19 protein-coding genes are annotated in these 18,170 nt (G+C 35.4%); 16 read left to right on the plus strand and 3 right to left on the minus strand.

What is annotated here, in order from left to right; translation table 11 throughout:
* The 3 genes from PHQ93_RS02195 to PHQ93_RS02205 are packed head-to-tail and all read right to left on the minus strand — an operon-like array spanning position 1 to position 3,529.
* Positions 1–1,146, minus strand: a complete 1,146-nt coding sequence (locus PHQ93_RS02195) for an ABC transporter permease (protein WP_299940291.1) — start codon at positions 1,144–1,146, stop codon at positions 1–3.
* Positions 1,143–2,288: an efflux RND transporter periplasmic adaptor subunit gene (locus PHQ93_RS02200; protein WP_299940294.1), complete on the minus strand. Its 1,146-nt coding sequence runs from the start codon at positions 2,286–2,288 to the stop codon at positions 1,143–1,145. The genes PHQ93_RS02195 and PHQ93_RS02200 overlap by 4 nt, the downstream gene beginning before the upstream one ends.
* The gene (locus PHQ93_RS02205) at positions 2,285–3,529 is read right to left on the minus strand and encodes a TolC family protein (RefSeq protein ID WP_299940296.1); all 1,245 of its coding nucleotides are present in this window, start codon (positions 3,527–3,529) and stop codon (positions 2,285–2,287) included. The genes PHQ93_RS02200 and PHQ93_RS02205 overlap by 4 nt, the downstream gene beginning before the upstream one ends.
* 144 nt (positions 3,530–3,673) lie before the next feature.
* Here PHQ93_RS02205 and PHQ93_RS02210 point away from each other — a divergent pair, with 144 nt between their 5' ends.
* The 16 genes from PHQ93_RS02210 (at position 3,674) to PHQ93_RS02285 (ending at position 18,156) form a co-directional block, all read left to right on the plus strand.
* Positions 3,674–5,842 (plus strand): EAL domain-containing protein, encoded by a 2,169-nt coding sequence (locus PHQ93_RS02210; RefSeq protein WP_299940298.1) that lies wholly within the window; start codon positions 3,674–3,676, stop codon positions 5,840–5,842.
* An 88-nt stretch (positions 5,843–5,930) separates the two neighbouring features.
* Positions 5,931–7,889: an NAD-dependent DNA ligase LigA gene (gene ligA / locus PHQ93_RS02215; RefSeq protein ID WP_299940300.1), complete on the plus strand. Its 1,959-nt coding sequence runs from the start codon at positions 5,931–5,933 to the stop codon at positions 7,887–7,889.
* Positions 7,870–8,583: a TlyA family RNA methyltransferase gene (locus PHQ93_RS02220; protein ID WP_299940302.1), complete on the plus strand. Its 714-nt coding sequence runs from the start codon at positions 7,870–7,872 to the stop codon at positions 8,581–8,583. The genes ligA and PHQ93_RS02220 overlap by 20 nt, the downstream gene beginning before the upstream one ends.
* Positions 8,584–8,625: 42 nt before the next feature.
* Positions 8,626–9,198, plus strand: a complete 573-nt coding sequence (locus tag PHQ93_RS02225; protein WP_299940305.1) for a class I SAM-dependent methyltransferase — start codon at positions 8,626–8,628, stop codon at positions 9,196–9,198.
* A gap of 31 nt (positions 9,199–9,229) precedes the next feature.
* A complete protein-coding gene (locus tag PHQ93_RS02230) occupies positions 9,230–9,514 on the plus strand; it encodes a type II toxin-antitoxin system RelE/ParE family toxin (protein ID WP_299940307.1) in 285 nt (94 codons plus the stop codon).
* Between the two features lie 11 nt (positions 9,515–9,525).
* The gene (locus tag PHQ93_RS02235; RefSeq protein WP_299940310.1) at positions 9,526–9,819 is read left to right on the plus strand and encodes a HigA family addiction module antitoxin; all 294 of its coding nucleotides are present in this window, start codon (positions 9,526–9,528) and stop codon (positions 9,817–9,819) included.
* A gap of 13 nt (positions 9,820–9,832) precedes the next feature.
* Positions 9,833–10,132, plus strand: a complete 300-nt coding sequence (locus PHQ93_RS02240) for a nucleotidyltransferase domain-containing protein (protein ID WP_299940312.1) — start codon at positions 9,833–9,835, stop codon at positions 10,130–10,132.
* A complete protein-coding gene (locus PHQ93_RS02245; RefSeq protein ID WP_299940314.1) occupies positions 10,101–10,568 on the plus strand; it encodes a hypothetical protein in 468 nt (155 codons plus the stop codon). The genes PHQ93_RS02240 and PHQ93_RS02245 overlap by 32 nt, the downstream gene beginning before the upstream one ends.
* Positions 10,565–11,386: a bifunctional riboflavin kinase/FAD synthetase gene (locus PHQ93_RS02250; RefSeq protein WP_299940316.1), complete on the plus strand. Its 822-nt coding sequence runs from the start codon at positions 10,565–10,567 to the stop codon at positions 11,384–11,386. Before PHQ93_RS02245 ends, PHQ93_RS02250 begins: the two co-directional genes overlap by 4 nt.
* The gene (locus tag PHQ93_RS02255) at positions 11,383–12,426 is read left to right on the plus strand and encodes a tRNA pseudouridine(13) synthase TruD (RefSeq protein ID WP_299940824.1); all 1,044 of its coding nucleotides are present in this window, start codon (positions 11,383–11,385) and stop codon (positions 12,424–12,426) included. Before PHQ93_RS02250 ends, PHQ93_RS02255 begins: the two co-directional genes overlap by 4 nt.
* Before the next feature lie 77 nt (positions 12,427–12,503).
* Positions 12,504–13,181 carry a F0F1 ATP synthase subunit A gene (locus PHQ93_RS02260; protein ID WP_299916208.1) on the plus strand — a complete coding sequence of 226 codons (678 nt, stop codon included), beginning with the start codon at positions 12,504–12,506 and terminating at the stop codon, positions 13,179–13,181.
* 12 nt (positions 13,182–13,193) lie between these two features.
* A complete protein-coding gene (locus PHQ93_RS02265; protein WP_299940318.1) occupies positions 13,194–13,457 on the plus strand; it encodes a hypothetical protein in 264 nt (87 codons plus the stop codon).
* A 5-nt stretch (positions 13,458–13,462) separates the two neighbouring features.
* Entirely contained in the window at positions 13,463–13,852 is a 390-nt protein-coding gene (locus PHQ93_RS02270; RefSeq protein WP_299940320.1) for a hypothetical protein, read from the plus strand.
* 132 nt (positions 13,853–13,984) lie between these two features.
* Complete coding sequence (locus PHQ93_RS02275; RefSeq protein WP_299940321.1) at positions 13,985–15,943, plus strand: methyl-accepting chemotaxis protein; 1,959 nt, start codon at positions 13,985–13,987, stop codon at positions 15,941–15,943.
* Between the two features lie 126 nt (positions 15,944–16,069).
* The gene (locus tag PHQ93_RS02280) at positions 16,070–17,185 is read left to right on the plus strand and encodes an HD domain-containing phosphohydrolase (RefSeq protein ID WP_299940322.1); all 1,116 of its coding nucleotides are present in this window, start codon (positions 16,070–16,072) and stop codon (positions 17,183–17,185) included.
* Positions 17,182–18,156, plus strand: coding sequence for a hypothetical protein (locus PHQ93_RS02285; RefSeq protein WP_299940324.1), 975 nt, complete (start codon positions 17,182–17,184; stop codon positions 18,154–18,156). The genes PHQ93_RS02280 and PHQ93_RS02285 overlap by 4 nt, the downstream gene beginning before the upstream one ends.
* Positions 18,157–18,170 lie beyond the last annotated feature (14 nt).

Consider the following 18,170-nt stretch of genomic DNA (forward strand, 5'->3'; position numbering starts at 1 on the left):
TCATCCTCCGATTGCCGCTGCGGGATCAGCGCTTATAACTTTTTTAACACCTACAAAAGAGGCTAAAATGGACGCGATGACAATTATGCCAAAGAGCATCCAAGCATCCGGAATCTCAAGTACGACTCGTTTTGGAAATTTGTCATAAGTTAAATGTGAAAAGATGTTTCCAAAGATAAAAGCAAAAACACCAAGAACCAGAGTTTCTTTTACAATCATTGAGACTATAAGGCTGTTTGGCAACCCCATCAGTTTCATAATGGAGATCTCTTTCATCTTCTCCAGCGTCATAGTGTAGATGATAAGCGCGATAATTATTGTTGAAACAACAACTAAAATAACAGTAAAAAGACCTATCTGTTTAGCAGATTTCTCAACTACATTTTTTGTAAGTATCTCTTTTTGCTGCTCTTTGGTATATACGCTTTTGTGCTGCCATTTTCTAATATTGCGTGCTACTTCATCTATATCGTAACCGCTTTTTACTCTTGCAACGATAGTATTGACCATATGAGATTCAGAGTTTTTCACCCCTCTTGCTTCATTGTTTTGTATCTCTTTGTTTGAGTACGAAAATTGCAGATCTTGTGCGTCTTTTAGGCTTATGAAGACTAGAGGATCACCGCTGTTTGACACTGTATTATGTGTGATGCCTACAACCGTGTAAAAATTTCGCCCAAGTTTGATTTTGTCGTCTAACCCAAAGCCTGTTTTGTCTGTTACAACAATTTCATAATGGTCACTTTTTAAATCCCGTCCGGCTATTATCCTTTTAGGATTTATCGGATTTATAGAGCCGAAAACATCGTATCCGACTGCAACAACACGAATAGGTTTCTCATAATGAGGAAGTTGGATATTTTGAAATGTTATAGCTTCGCTTTTATCTATGCCGTTCATTACATAAATGATGTTTTTAAAATCTTCATAAACTCTTGAAGATTCTGCAAAAGGTCCCATTGTGTTTTCTTGAACTATCCATAAATCTGCATTTATATCATCTAGTAAAACTTCAGCTTCAAGCATCAAACCGCGATAAACTCCAATCATGATGAGAACAATCCCAAGCAGCATTCCAACACCCATAGCCGTAACTATAAACTTGCCTAGAGTATGCTCGATATCTCTTTTTGCTAAATTTATCATCTAAATATCTTCATTCCATCGCTAAGAGGTTTGTTATTTATCGCAGGCATGAGCAACTCTGTATTTGCATCCAAGCCTGAAGCAACGGCTGCTTCTTCATCGTTTTGAGCCAAGATAGAGACAGTAATAAAATTGGCAGTTGTGTCATTTGCTGCCCAAACGCCTTTCTTACCCTCTTTTGTAACAACAAGGTTAAGAGGAATTTTTAAAACATTTTTATAGTTTGCTACTTCAATGTTAACTTCGGCTTGCTCGTTTATGTAAAATTGATTTGGAATAACATCAAAACCGATATTTACTTCTCTTTCTAGTGTTACGGCATTGCTCATGGCAACTACTCTTTGGAGAGTCCCAGCGATTTTTAAATCTGCTTGTGATCTAAGTTTTATAGTTGCTTTTTGCATAACTTTTACCTGATTTGCAAGTCTCTCGTCAATGTTTGCTTTAACCCATAGTGTTTTTGGGTCTACTATTTTAAAAATCACGGCTGAGGGCAGTACATACTGATTTTTCTCTGCTTCTTTTGCTATAACATAACCGTCAATCGGTGAGTAGATTTTTAGTCTGTCTAATTTAGCGCCTATGGCTTCTATGCTCTTTTGCAGTCGTGACTCTTCAGATTTTGCAGATGCTATTTTTGATTTTGAAGAGTTAATCTGTGCATTGATATTTTGCAAATCGCTTTTTGCTTTGTCATACTCTGCAAGGGATACAAACTTTTGCTCTAATAGTTTTTCATAACGGTTGTAAGTGGCTTGTGAAAGTACCTTTTGAGCCTCCAAACTTTCTAAGTTATCTTTTGCCGATGCGGCTTCATGAGAGGCTTTTTTTAGAGATAATTTTGCTTCATCAAGAAGCATAGGCGTATCAACAGGGTCTATACTAAGAAGAAGATCTCCTTTTTTTACCCACATCCCCTCGTCAAATAAAATCTCTTCTATCTTTCCGCCGCTTTGTGCCGTAATGGCATATATATTTTTTGCATCTACATTTCCTATACCGCGGATAGTTACATTTAAATCTCCGCTTGAGGGTTTAGTTACGGCGAATGTTGATTTTACGACATATACTTTGTTATAAAATATAACTCCGCCAAGCGCGATAAAAAGTGCAATTATTGTATATTTTAGCCATCTGTTCATTTCGTTTCTCCTTGTAGATACTCTAATCTATTTATGATTTTGTTTACGGCAAATTTTGCCTCTAGCAAGCCTAGTTCAGCTTGTAAATTTGTGGAAGTCGCATCTAAAATCTCAATGTAAGTAGACACTCCCTCTTTATATCTTGCTTCAACTACTTCTTTGGTAGCTTTTGAAGATTCTATCAAAGCCTCTTTTGCTTTAACGGTGTGTTTGTATCTATCCAAATCAATTATCAAACTTTGGGCTTCTTCTTCCAAGAGGAGTTTTTTTGAGTTGTATGCTTCTTTTGTTATCTCTTTTGATATACGGGCTTGTTCGGTTTGCGCCGAGATTCTTCCGCCGCTGTAAATCGGAACCTTAACACTGACTCCGACTAGTGATGTATCGTATTGGTTTATCGAATTTTGATGAGTGAATGAAGCTACCGCGTCAATGGAGCCGTAATTTTGCGCTTTTGTCGCATCATATACCAAGCCGTCTCTCTCTATCTCTTCTTTAAAGCTTTTTAGTAAAAAGTTTTTTGCGAGCATATCTTCAAGAAGAGATTTTTCATTTTGTATGTTTTGTGAAGCCGTGTTATCCACAAGCGCCGTGTCAAAATCAACTTTCTCTCCCATGTATAATGAAAGTGTCAACAGTGCTTTGTTTAAATCTGCTTTTGTTACTGCAAGGGCATCTTCGGCTACATAAAGTGCGCTTAATATACTTGTTGCATCCGCTTTGGTTTTTAATCCCTCTTTTACTAACGCTTCGGCTTGTTTGTAAAGTTCATTTTTTGTTTGCAAATCTTTTTGCCTAACCTCTAACGCTTTAGTTTGAAGAAGAGCCAAATTGTACTGATTTTTTACATTGTAAATCAGAATAGCCTTTGCATCGTCCAAAGAGAGATTGGCGATATTTTCATTTTTTTCATAAGCTTTTATGGTTGAAGTAGTTTTTGAAAAATCATATATTTTTTGATTGATTTGGGCATCTACTTGCCAATTATCATGGGTTATAGTCTTAAACTCGCCATTTTGCGGCAGGGCAAAAGTGTTGTGCGGATTGTATTGTGCACCGACATTTATCTGAGGCATATAGTCGGCTTTTGCAACATCCACTAAAGATTTGCTTTGTGCAACGCCCAAGGAGAGCTTTTTGATATCCGGATGGTTTTTGAGTGTTTTATCGATACACTCATCAACTGTAAGCGCCTCGGAACTTAGTACAAAAACAAAAATATATAAAAATATAGACTTCATCACATTAAAATCCTTTGTTTAAACAGAATAGATATTGTATAGAAAATTTGTGTAATTAATGTGGAGAAAGTGTGGCAATTTTAATTTTTAAGATTAAGATGGGTACAATCTTGTAAACGATAAAAAACAATTGAGTAAAATATAATGAATCTTCCAAGTCAAACCAAACGAAATACGCTGAGTTTAACTATAATCATATTGGTTTTATCATGGGTCGGTATATATCTTCTTTTAGAACAACAACTAAAAAAATCAATTCATGAAGAGTTTCAAAGAATATCAAACGGTACGGAAAATCTCTTTAAAATAAATGTTGAAAATAATAAAATAGAGCTAGGTTTTAAACTAGATAGAATAGTCGCGGCAGAGGGTTTGGCAAAAGCTATTGCAGAGAGTGATTATGAGCAGATAAATTTTATAGTTACTCCATATTATGAAAATTTGAAACTTACTCAAAAGGCAGTAAATATTCTCACTTTTCGTTCAATTGACGGTGTGACGCTTTTTCGTGCGCATAAACCGGAATATTTTGGGGACAAGTTAAATGAAAAAAGAGCATTAATACTAGATACGAACTCTCTTCATCGCTCATTTTGCGGCTTTGAAGTGGGTAACCTTGAGATGACATTCCGCATTACAAAACCGATTTTTTACAATAATATGTATGTCGGAAATGTTGAACTCGGAATCAGCCCTACAAATTTTTTACAAGAACTAGGTTCAATTTTTAAAACAGATATCGGTATTGCTGTGGATAAATCACAGCTTGCCGTTTTACTTGATAAAACAGCTACAAAAATAGATGATAAACTTATGCTTATAAGAGGTAATGAAAATTTAAAAAACTATTTTTTACAAAAAGATGACGCAGACCAAATCTCTTATAAAGTTGATATGAATATTCCTCTGCAAAATCACCTCTCTCAAACAATGGGCTATTTGGTTGTAGGCTTTGATATATCGAGTATTGTAAAAAAAGATACCGAGTTTATGCATCGTCTCTTTTTTATAATTGCAGTTATGATGCTGATTTTGGTTGTTGTGCTGCAGCAGGCTTTTAGTAAGATATTGAAATACTTCTCAAAACAGGTTTATATAGATCATCTAACTGGTTTGTTAAACAGACATGCGTTAAATGATGCTCTTTTTTCTAAGCAAAGCAAGGTACTTATTTTAAGCAATATCAAAGAGTTTAGTCTTTTAAATGAGCTTTATGGGGTGGATGCAGGGAATGAAATTCTCATAAATGTAGCAGAGATTTTTAGAAATTTTGCAGATGAAAATGGGTTTGATGCGTATAGAATCTCATCTGATGAGTTTGTACTCTTAAAAAAAGAAGATAGTTTTGATGAAGAGGGTTATTATAGGGTTGTGGAGAAGATTCAAAGCAAGATAAATTCGCTTAAAATATTGCTTCACGGTGTAGATGAAGCTATAGGCGTAGAGATATATTCAGGAATCGCATTTGACCACGCTCACTCTCTTGAAGATGCCCAAATGGCAATTAAAAAGGCAAAAAAAGAGTCTCTCTCTTGTATGACTTACTCAAAAAAAGTAGATACAAAAGAGCAGTCTCAAACGGTTATGAAGGTTAAGAGAACTATTAAGTATGCGCTTGAGCATAAAAATGTCCTCCCGTTTTTTCAGCCCATAACAGACAGAGGCGGAAAAATAGTTAAGTATGAAGCCTTGATGAGAATGGTTGAGTTTGACGGCGGCGAGAAGAGGGTTTTATATCCAAATGAGTTCTTAAGTATCGCTATGAATAGCGGCTTGTATATAAAAATGGCAAAAGATTTGTTAGAGGAGAGTTTGGCTTTTTTTGCAAAGAGAGAGGAAAAAGTTTCCGTAAACTTTTTACCGAATGATTTTTTCAACCAATCAATTATGGATGCGTTGATGAGCGGTATTGAGATGTTTGATTCGCCGGCTAGAATAGTAGTTGAGATAACCGAACAAGAGGGTGTAGAAAATTTTGGAAGATTGCTTAGAGTTGTCAAAAAACTAAGAGCGATGGGTGTTTTAATCGCAATAGACGATTTCGGCAGCGGATATGCAAACTATGTACACATTCTAGAAATCAAACCGGATTATCTAAAAATCGACGGTTCTCTTGTTAGAAATATTTTAACGGATACAAACTCAAAAATTTTAGTAAAAAGTATCATTCGATTTGCGCAAGAGTTAAATATCACTACCGTTGCCGAATATGTCGAAAACGAAGAGATATTTGAACTGCTTAAAGAGTACGGAGTGGATGAGTTCCAAGGCTACTATTTCGGTCGTCCGGTTGATTTGATAAATAAAAATTAACTTTTAACTTCATTCTAGCGAACTGTTGGTAAAAATTTAAAAAAGTTTTGGTTGAAGTAATTTAATAAGTTTAAGATAAAATTTCGGCATGAATTTAGAACAATATAAAAAAGCAGTAGAGCTTTTAAACCTCTACTCATATCATTACTATGTCTTGGATAATCCTATAACAACCGATGAGGTATACGACAAGCTCTATCACGAAGTTTTGGAGTATGAAGAGAGTCACGAAGACGATATTTTAGCCTTTTCTCCTACGCAAAGAGTCGGCGATATTATCTCGGAAGGGTTTTCAAAAGCCTCACATCTTAGCCGTATGTGGAGTTTAGAAGATGTTTTTGACAGTGAGGGCTTAGAAAAGTGGCTTACTAAAACATACAAATTAGATAAACATATAACATTTTACTGTGAGCCTAAGTATGACGGAGCAAGCTTAAACCTTATATATGAAAACGGTGAACTAACTCAAGCCATCACTCGCGGAGACGGGGTCGAGGGAGAGCTGATTACCCAAAATGTAAAGACTATCCGCTCAATTCCGCTCACAATAGCGCACAAAGATAAAATCGAAATTCGCGGCGAAGTCGTAATATATAAAGATGAATTTGCCAAAATAAATAAAGACCGAGTTTTAAGAGGCGAAGCAGTTTTTGCAAACCCGAGAAATGCTTCCGCAGGAAGTTTGCGTCAACTTGATTCTGCAATTACGGCTTCAAGAAATCTGGTTTTTTTACCTTACGGGGTCGGAGAAAACACTTTAGAGCATAAACTTTTAAGCCAAAAGATGGAGTATATCTACTCCCTTGGTTTTAAAAAGCCTCCGCTTCGCGGTGTATGCAAGGATTTTACAGAGATTGAAGCTATATATGAAGTTATGAAGAGAGATAGAGACAGCTACCCTATGATGCTTGACGGGATGGTGGTAAAAGTAGATGAAATCGCCTCACAGATAGATATGGGTTATACCGTTAAAAACCCCCGTTTCTCTGTTGCGTATAAATTTCCTGCAGTTGAGAAGATTACGACTATAAAAAAGATAATCCTTCAAGTAGGCAGAACGGGCGTGGTTACTCCGGTTGCTATTGTCGAACCGACAAACATCGACGGAGTCGTAGTTGAGAGAGCAACGCTTCATAATTTTGACGAGATTGATAGAAAAGATATCCGACTAAAAGATAAAGTGATAATACTTAGAAGCGGTGATGTCATACCGAAAATCATAAAAGTTTTAACTCACGAGAGAGACTCAAGTGAAGTTAAAGTGCAAAGACCTAAAAACTGTCCGGTTTGCCAAAGCGAGCTTTTAGATGAGGGTGTACTCTTAAAGTGTCAAAATCTTACATGTGAAGCAAGGGTTATAAACTCCATCATCTATTTTGCTTCAAAACCTTGTTTAAATATCGACGGTCTGGGCAATAAGATAGTTGAAGCGCTCTTTGATGCAGGCGTCGTAAAAAGTGTTCTTGATTTATTTGATTTAACTTTAGAAAAACTTTTAGCGCTAGAGGGTTTTAAAGAGAAAAAATCACAAAATCTGCTTGATTCACTTGAAAATGCAAAAGGGTGTGAATATTGGCGATTTATAAACTCCTTAGGGATTGAACATATAGGTGAAGTTGCATCTAAAACACTTAGTGCGCGTTTTGGAAGCGGTTTTATAGATGCCGCAAAAGATGAGATAATTGCGTTAGAGGGTTTTGGAGAGGAGATGGCGGAGTCCGTTTTGGAGTTTGTCAGAGTAAACAGAGATACGATTTTAAAACTGCAAAATATTTTGCGCCCGCTAGAACCAAAGCAAAGAGAAGAGGCAAGGGAAAATCCTTTTAAAGGTAAAAGCGTGGTGCTCACGGGAAGTATGAGCGAGTCAAGAGATGTTATAAAAGAGATGTTAGAGAGTTTGGGTGCAAAAGTTGTAAGTTCAGTTTCTAAAAAAACTGATTTTGTCATTTACGGCGAAGATGCGGGAAGTAAGTATGACAAAGCCATGAGTTTGGGTGTGGCGTGTTTAAGCGAAGAGGAGATGAGAGATGTTGCAAAGATTGGATAATTACCTAGTTGACGAGGGTTTGGCTACTAGCAGAAATAAAGCTCAAACTCTCATAAAAGATGGATTTGTTAGCGTAAACGGCGAGCAGATAATTAAGAGTTCTTTTGTCATAAAAGAGAGTGACAGAGTTGTCGTAAACGAGCATAAAGAGTTTGTATCTCGCGCGGCTTTTAAACTGAGCAGCTTTTTAGATGAGTTAGGGCTTGACCTAAAGGGCAGGGTGGCACTAGACATCGGCTCTTCAACAGGCGGTTTTACGCAGGTTTTACTTGAGAGCGGCGTAAAAGAGGTAAGTGCGGTTGATGTAGGGCGAGAACAACTGCATATAAGCTTAAAAAACGATGAGAGAGTCCACTCATACGAAGAGTGCGATATAAGAGATTTTAAGAGTGATAAAGAGTTTGACATAGTAGTAAGCGATGTGGCTTTTATATCGCTGCTGAATATTTTGGATGCCGTAGAAAGACTTTCAAAAAAAACTATAATTTTGCTTTTTAAACCGCAGTTTGAAGTAGGACGAGAAGCAAAAAGAGATAAAAATGGTGTGGTTACGGATGAAAAAGCCATCTTGCATGCTATGATAAAATTTGAAGATGCATGTGCTTTGTTAGGATGGAAGCTAGTTCTAAAATCCGCTTCAAAACTAACAGGCAAAGAGGGCAATCTGGAGTACTGCTACTGCTTTGAGAAGTAAAACAGGACATGACATCAAAGCAGGTTATGTAAGGATAAGATTATGATGCCTTTTAATTATCTGGGATTTGTTTTTAAACATTTCGGCTCACTTATATATCCTAAAGAAGTTTTGGAAGAACTCTGTATATTTTTAAAACCTTTTTCTCATCAAGAATCTGTTTTGGATGTCGGAGCAGGGACGGGTGTGCTTAGCGAATTTGCTTATAAATGCAATAATAAATTAAAATATGTAGCCGTAGATCCGGCAGAGGGCATGCTTAAATTTGCTTTACCTTTTATAGAAACATATGTTGCAAGTGCAGAAAAACTTCCTTTTAAAGATGATAGTTTTGATGTCGTGCTTATGGGAGAATCACTGCATCACTTTTATAATCCGAGTATTGCATTTCAAGAAGTAAAACGGGTTTTAAAAAAAGATGGAAAACTTTTTATTTATGATTTTGATGTGAGTACATTTCAAGGAAAAAGTATCTGTATGATGGAAAAACTCTTTGGGGAGCCTGCCCATTTTTATAAACCGAGTACATTAAAAGAGATACTTGAAGAACATGGCTTTTGCGTACATATCGTTAATCATAAGTGGCGATACACAGTGAGTGCTTCCCTATCTTGACTAACTTATCGTATTGTGATAATATGCTAATATGATAAAATCTTTTAAATGCAAGTATACGGAAGGACTTTTTGACGGTAAATATCAGAAGAAATTTTCTGTATCCGTTAATAATGTCGGAAAAAGAAAACTAGATATGTTAGAAGCCTCTTGCAGCCAAGAGGATTTAAAAGTTCCACCCTCTAATTGTTTTGAATACTTAAAAGGTAATTTGAAAGATTTTTGTAGCATTAGGATAAATGAGCAGTTTAGACTTATTTTTAGATTTGAAAATTCTAATGCCTATGATGTATATATTGATGATTATCACAAATAAAGGAGAATATAATGCAAGTAATTAGACCTAGTACTCATCCCGGTATTATTTTAAGAGAGGAGTTCGTTCTGCCGTTAAATCTAACTCAAGCCCAGTTGTCGCATGACTTAAATGTCGGTATTAAAACACTAAGTGAACTCTATAATGAAAAAAGAGGCATAACATCTTTGATGGCTCTAAAACTCTCAGAGTATTTCGGCACAACCCCGCAGTTTTGGTTAAATCTACAAAATAATTATGATTTATACAAAACTTATGAGAAAGAGAAAGAAAATATCCAAAGTATTGCTCATAGAGTTGCATAGATAAGGTAATAAAATGAGATTAAGCGAATTTGAAATTGAGACTATTAAAAAACATTTTAAATCTTTTTTTCCGCATGCCAAGCTTTATCTTTTTGGAAGTAGAGTAGATGAGAGTAAAAAGGGCGGAGATATAGACCTCTACATCGAAACTAAGAGTAATGAGTATAGTTATGCTAAACTTTTGGAGTTTAATTCATCTATTCAAAAAGATATAGGTGAGCAAAAAATAGATATAGTCGTAAATAAAATAGATAAAAATTTAGACAAACTCATATATCAAAATGCTAAAAAAACAGGAGTTTTTCTTGGATGAAGTAGAGTTGAAAATTAAAAGTGCTATTGATGAAGAGGAGAAACATTTTAAGAGATTTTTCAGTGCTTGTGAAAAATTAAAAACAAGTTTTCCTTTTAATGAAAAAACCTTAGAGGATGAAGAGAAAGTTGAACATCTTGATCAGATGACATGGAGATTTATAAAGATTCAAGATAGCATGGGTAGAAGGCTTATTCCTTATGTGGTGGAGTATAATTTTGACACGATTGACGGTTTGACTTTTAGAGACATGCTAAATAAACTTGAAAAACTAGAACTTTTAAATTCGCAAGAGTGGAATATTTTTAGAGTGCTTAGAAATGATATAACTCATGTTTATCCGGATGATGATAAGCTATTGGAGACTTTAAACGAGGTTTATTTAAAAAAAGATCTTTTGTATACAATTTATAAAAATTTGAGAAATTCAATATGAAAAACAGCACATCTATCGCAATCGGCGGTTTTGACGGAATGCATATCGGGCATCAGAGACTCTTTGGCGCATTAGATAAAAGCGGTACCATCGTTGTTATAGAGACTGGGTATGCAAATCTGACTCCAAAAAAAGAGCGCCAGAGGTTTTCGCACTATCCTATCGTCTATCTTGAGTTAGATTCTATTCGCCATTTAAGCGGAGAGGAATTTATACTTTTTTTAAAAGAGAAGTTCCCAAAACTAAAAAAAATAGTTGTCGGCTATGATTTTCACTTTGGAAAAAACAGAAAATACTCATTCAATGATTTAAAAAATCTTTTTGACGGAGAGGTTGTTGTTATAGATGAGGTGTCGCTTCACGGGGACTCTGTTCACTCTCATAAGATTAGGGCAAAGCTTCAAATCGGAGATATTAAAGGAGCCAACGCTTTTTTAGGGCATAATTACACTATTAGAGGAAATGTCGTCTCAGGTCAGGGAATAGGCAAAAAAGAGTTGGTTGCGACTATAAATATAGAAGCGGAAGATTTTTTGATGCCAAAAGAGGGTGTTTATGCAACGCTGACAAGAATTGACGATGAAGAGCATTTTCATCCGTCAGTCTCTTTTGTAGGTCATAGAGTGACTACGGATGGGAGTTTTGCGTTAGAGAGTCACATACTTGACGGTGAAGTTTTTTGTAAAGAGAGAGCTAGTATAAGTTTTGTCTCATTTATTAGAGAAAATCAAAAATTCGACTCAATCGCAGAGCTGAAAAAAGCGATAAAAAAAGATATATTAACCGCTTCAAAGGAGCTAAAATTTTTACAGATATAAAAGAGTTAGATAGAGAATATCTACAAAGCACGCAAGATATAAATTTTAAATTTTATCAAAACGAGAGAGATTTCGTAGTTGATGAAGTACCAAAGGAAGAGTTCTTAGGCAGGGGAAACTACCTGATTTTAAAGGTGCAAAAAGTTGAGCTTACGACTTGGGATATGATAGCCGTATTTGCAGAGTTGCTTGATGTTCCTGCCCAAAAGATAGGCTACGCAGGACTTAAAGATAAACATGCTACTACAACGCAGTATATCTCCGTAGAGTCAAAATATGAGCACGCGCTTAAGAATTTTCAACATAAGCAGATAAAAATTTTAGAGAAAATCAGACATTCGCACTCCATAAGAATGGGCGATTTAGCCGGAAACAGATTTAGTATAAACCTTTATGATGTCGATGTAATGGATGCGGGCAAAATAGAAAAAGTTGCCAGAAAAATAGCAAAAACGGGACTTCCAAACTACTTTGGATATCAGAGATTCGGACAAGATGCTTCTAGTATAGATCAAGCAAAAGAGATGATAAAAGGCGAGCTTTTTATCGAAGATGCAAAATTAAAGAGCTTTTTGATTTCTGTTTATCAGAGTTACTACTTTAATGAGTGGCTAAGAGAGAGGGTTATTTTGAGCAGAGAAAAAAATTCTTCTGAGTTTTTACTTTTAAGCGGTGATGTTTATGCAGCAAAAGACGCTAAACTCTCAACTTTAAAGTTGATTCCGACTAAAGAGTTTGCATCTAAAAAATTAGTACCGACTGGGCTTCTATGCGGTAGAGATACCTTTCGTGCAAAATATGATGCAAGAGAGATAGAAGAGAAGTATGATGATGAGTTTTTACAGGAGAAGGGGTATAGAAGAGAGGCTCTTATATACCCTAGCGACATTGATTGTAAGTTTGTTAAAAAAGAGACAATGTTAAATCTCTCTTTTACGCTTCCAAAAGGCTCTTATGCAACCGTATTTTTAGAAAGCATTGCAGGGAAAAACTATAGCGCAAAAGATGTAAAACAGGAAAAAAGCAGAAAAAATAGATAAAAAACTTTTTTTATTATAAAAGTTTAATCCAATTTTTACTATAATTGCGCAATTTATTTGAGACAGGGAGTACACCTATGGGTGAATTGTTCACATTTTTCGGTCTAATTTCTCACGAAAAGACTTTTATCTATATGACACACATGTTATTAGCTGCAGGTATCGCTTTAATGCTTGTTAAGATGGCTATGTCAAACTTGAAAATAGTTCCAACCGGAGCTCAAAATGTAATGGAAGCATATATTTCCGGTGTTCTTAAAATGGGAACGGATGTTATGGGGCAGGAAGCTGCTCGTCGTTATCTTCCTCTTGTCGCTACTATCGGTCTTTTTGTCGGTATCGCTAACTTAATCGGTGTTATCCCGGGGTTTGAAGCTCCTACTGCATTTTTAGAGTTTGCATTTACACTGGCTCTTTCAGTATTTATCTACTATAACTATGAGGGTATCCGTCGTCAAGGTGTAGTTAAGTACTTCAAACACTTTTTAGGACCTGTTTGGTGGTTATACTGGTTAATGTTCCCAATCGAGATAGTTTCTCACTTCTCTCGTTTAGTATCACTTAGCTTCCGTCTTTTTGGAAATGTTAAGGGTGACGATATGTTCTTGATGGTTATCTTGATGCTTGCTCCTTGGTTGCTTCCAATGATACCGTATGCATTATTAACATTTATGGCATTCTTACAAGCGTTTATATTTATGATGCTTACTTATGTTTACCTTGGTAGTGCAATAACTGTTGAAGAGCATCACTAAATAGTGATATTAATGCAAAAAGATAGATTCGAGAGGATTATAAGCTTTTTGCTTGGAGCATCATGGGCGATTGTCGTCTTTGGTGCTCTTATAACTTTCCAACTCTTCTTTTTTTTAGGTCTTTCCCTTGCTCTTTTTATCACAATAATCTTTATAGTTATCTCATTTTTTTTGATTTTAGCACTTGATGCTTTTAGAGTAAACAGAGAAAAGCTATATGAATCAAAAAAACAGACAGAGCTGCTAGAAAAAATCTACTCCAAACATACAAAATAGTTTTTATGAAAAAACAGTTTTCACTTCTCTTAACCATTGTTGCCGTAGTTTTATATTTTTTATCTCAAAGTGATATCCCTTTAGAAAAAGAAGATAATGTAAAACGAGATGAAAAGTATTATCAAACTAAAATGTGCAATGAGTTTGGTGGTAAGACGGAGTATATCTTATTTGATAAAACTAGAGTTGATTGTTTAACGGACGAATATGCCATTGAAGTTGATTTTGCCAAAAAGTGGGCAGAAGGAATCGGTCAATCGCTTTACTATGCAGAGATAACAAAGAAAAAACCTGCTATTGCGCTTATCGTAGGCGATGGCGATGAAAAATATCTAAATAGAGTTAAAACAGTTGCAGATAAATTTGATATAAAAATTATTGTTTTAGATAAGTAACTCCCCCACCTAACAACCTCTAACTGCCATGAAAAACTCCATATAGGTAAATCAAACACTAATCAAACACTCCTGCTTTATACTTTCGCCATAATTATTAGACCGCTATTACAATAAAAAAGGAAGTATATTATGAAGACTATGAGTATCAAAAAAAGGTTATTTCTGATTGTGGTTATTCCTGTAGCTATTATTTTAAGTTTTTCTATAAACGAAGTGTATTCAAGTATTCATGTCAAAGAGTCTCTATTTTTAGTAAAAGAGCGCATTTTAGAGGTTGAAGCAATTGCAGAATGTGTTCATTTCCTACAAATAGAAAGAGGTCAAAGTATAGGATTTCTTATTAATAAAGATAAAAAAAATAGAGATGCTTTAGAACAGACAAGAGTGAAGCTAAATAGTTCTATAGAGAAAATGAAAAAAATTTATGCCATAACAAACGGAGATAATTCTTGTTTAAATAGCCTTAGCGAGCTTACTCAAATAAGAGCATCTATTGATTCACTTTCTTTGGCTATATCTGATGTAGGAACATACTATACAAAAATTATTTTCTCATCCATTGATATCGTGAGTGCTATTCCTTTGACAATAGAGGATAGAGACGGCAGAAATATTATACAGGCATATTCACATCTTATTTCGGTAAAAGAGCAGCTTGGACAAATAAGAGCAAATCTTAATGAAGTATTTAGCAAAAACAGGCTCTCTTTTGATGCAATAATAAACCTTGGAGGGAGTATAAAAACAAAGGATGTAAACATTCGCAAATTTAAAATATCTGCTTCAAATGATTTGAAAAATATTTTTGAAACTCTCTATAATGGAGAAATAGTAGAGAAAGTAGATGCTATGATAGAAACGGCACTCACAAAAGACAAAGATGGGAATTTTAACATTGATGCAACCCTTTGGTTTGTAAATGCAACCGCTGCCATAGATCTTTTAAGAGAGGTAGAGATTAAGATTTTTGAACAGATATACAAAGATATTGATACAAAGATAGAACGCGCTTCACTTACTATTACGCTTTTATCTGTAGGTTTAAGTGTTGGAATTATAATTTTTGTATTATTTATATTATATTTTATTAAACTTTCTATAACAAAACCTATTGAAGAGTTTAAATCGACACTTTTAGATATAGGAAAGAATAAAAACTTAACCATAAAAGCAGACGAAAACGCTCCGCTGGAACTCTCTCAAATGGCAAACGGTTTTAATGCTCTTATAAAAACATTAAAAGAGCTTATAGAGACTTCAAAGCAGAGTTCAAGCGAAAACGCTTCCATCTCACATGAACTCTCTACAACGGCTATGGGAGTAGGAGAGAATGTCGAGAAGTCTGTTGTGGTGATAGATGAAGCTACCAAAAAAGCAAGCGAGATTAAAGATGAGATTCAAAGAGCAATTTATGAGGCGCAAAACAGTAAAAAAGATATCATCAGAGCAAATGAAAATCTAAATCGTGCTAGAGACGAAATAGTTAATCTTGCTGCTAAAGTTCAAAGCAGCGCACAGCTTGAAGTGGAGCTTTCACAAAGAATGCAAACACTCTCACATGATGCAAATGAGGTTAAGAGTGTTCTTGAAATTATCTCAGACATCGCAGACCAGACAAACCTGCTTGCACTTAACGCCGCAATCGAAGCAGCAAGAGCAGGCGAACACGGAAGAGGATTTGCAGTTGTTGCAGATGAAGTGCGTAAACTTGCGGAGAGAACTCAAAGAAGTCTTACGGAGATAAACGCAACCATAAATGTAATAGTCCAATCTATCGTAGATGTAAGCGGACAGATGAGTTCTAACTCAGATGATATTCAAGAGCTGGCAGATAGTGCCGCAGATGTTGAAGAGAAGATAAACGAGAGCGTATCGATAGTAAATGAAGCAGTTCGTGCAAGCGATAGAACGGTAAGCGACTTTGAAAAGACGGGAAGAAATGTAGAGTCCATAGTATCTCAGGTTTCTCAAATCAATGAAATATCTTCAAAAAATGCAAGAAATGTTGAAGAAATTGCAGCGGCAGCCGATCATCTAAACTCTATGACTGATGAACTGCATGCAAAGCTTGAGATTTTTAGGACATAAAAGTACTTATAAAGTAAGTATAAATAAATCAAACACTAATCAAACACTATTGTTTTATACTTCGCTTTTATTATTTTTTAATCAAAAGTTTTTCATGATAGATATTAAAAAATAGAAATAGAATATGTGATTATTGAGATTGGAAAAAATCATTTGAAAAATGAAATATTGGAATTTTTTGATGCAAATACAAAGCAGATAGAAGCACTTGTTTTTACTATAGAGATAAGGGATGCTTATACGCAGGGGCACTCTAAACGAGTGGCTCGGTATGCTGCACATCTTGCAAAATGGATGCAGATGGATGAGTATTTTATAAAAGCTATTTATGTGGTTGGAATGCTGCATGACTTGGGTAAGATAGGAATTCCCGATGAAATTTTACTAAAACCGAGTGCACTCACTGAGATAGAGTACAATCTTATCAAACTCCACAGTACGCTCTCGGAGAGAATTATCCAAAAACTAGAACTTTTCCCAGAGCTTCTCTTAGCAGTGCGCCATCACCATGAAAATTTTAACGGAAGCGGGTATCCTGATGGTTTGATAGAAGAAAATATCCCTTTGATGTCAAGGATGATTTGCATAGTGGATGTCTTTGATGCACTTACTACAAGAAGAGTTTATAGGGATTTGATGTCTATGGAGATGGCTATGGAGGTTATGGAAGAGGAGTTTAAAAAAGGGAAGTTTGACCCTAAGATTTATGCAATTTTTAAAAAAAACATCTCTAAAGTCGGAGTTTTGGATTTGGGTCATCTTTTGGAGTTTAACTACCCTGAGCTTGAGGAGAGACGCAACACTTTTTACTTTAAAAATCCTATTACAAACCTGCTGAACAAAACAGCACTATTGACCTTTTTAAGCAAGGGTGCAAACAAAAATGAGTCTGCATTTTTAGCAGAGATAAATATTAGCGGTTTTAGTGAATACAACAGAACATACGGACTATGCAGAGGAGATGAGCTGCTTAAAAAAATCGGAAATTTATTGACTAGAAAATTTGGAAATTCTCAAGAGTTTGAAATGCCGCTAAAGCACAAAATCTATATTTTTCATGGATATGCAGATAAGTTTTATCTTTTAGAATTTGGTTTTAGAGATGCTTACCTTAAGGCTAGATTGGACAAAGTTATTAAAAAAGCGCAGGAGGAGATAAATACTCCGCTTTACTACAAAGTGTTGCTTCATGGTGAAAAAATTCCTAGCAATATCCATAATAAAGTGGGTTATCTCCTATGAAACGCATCTTTAACTGTGCCATAACCAATCAAATTGAACTTCTATATGCAAAAACGAGTTTGAAAAATTTTTTAAAAAGCTACACTACGCCGGATACCCATTTTTTGGAGTTTGCAGTTATGGAGCTTGGTACAAATCTTATCAAGTATGCAAATGGAGGAGAGTTATGGTTTTTGCTTATTAATGAGAAACTTGCACTCGCTTCCGTTGATTTTGGAGTCGGTGCAGACGACATAGATACGATTGTGCAAAGAGGTTACTCTTCATCGGCTCAGGAGTCTTTGGGACTTGGTCTTTTCTCTTTGGTTTCTCATAAATCCTATGTTTTTGAGATAGCATCTTTTTCTAAAAAAAACAGTACCTCCATGGCGGGAAGCATTTTTGTGTTATATGAAAAACCCCACGATAAGAGCTCTTTTTGTTCTATGAGCCTCCCTCTTTACGATACGAGACACAATGGAGATTTTATCGTACAAAAGGGGAAGTATGTTTTTTTCGGAGACATTGCAGGACATGGCAAAAAGGCATTTTTGAGTGCATCTGAGATTATCAAACAGTTCTTTGAGAGTTCGATTGTCGAGGGTTATATTGACGACTATTTTCAAAAATTGCACTGCTTTATCATTGAAAATTCACTTCGCAGTTTTGTCGGAGCTTTAGTAGAGTTAAACCAAAACTTCTGGAAGATTTACGGTGTGGGAAATATATCTTTGGTAGTGAAACAAAAAGAGAGTTGTAGACTCAACTCATTTTCACAAGGGATAGTGGGAGAGACTTTTAACAATGTCTCCTCTTTTGAGTTTTTCAAAGAGGAATGCTCCATGGTTATCCTTATGACGGATGGAATAGATGCAAAAAAAGCTATAGAGATAGTACAAAAATTCGGCAATCTCTCAAAAGAGTCTTTAGCGATTGCGATAACCCATTTTGCAGGCATGCATGATGATAAAACGGTTGCTATATTTATTTAAACAGGAGAATGAAA

The organism is Sulfurimonas sp. (assembly GCF_028714975.1).
GTDB lineage: Bacteria > Campylobacterota > Campylobacteria > Campylobacterales > Sulfurimonadaceae > Sulfurimonas.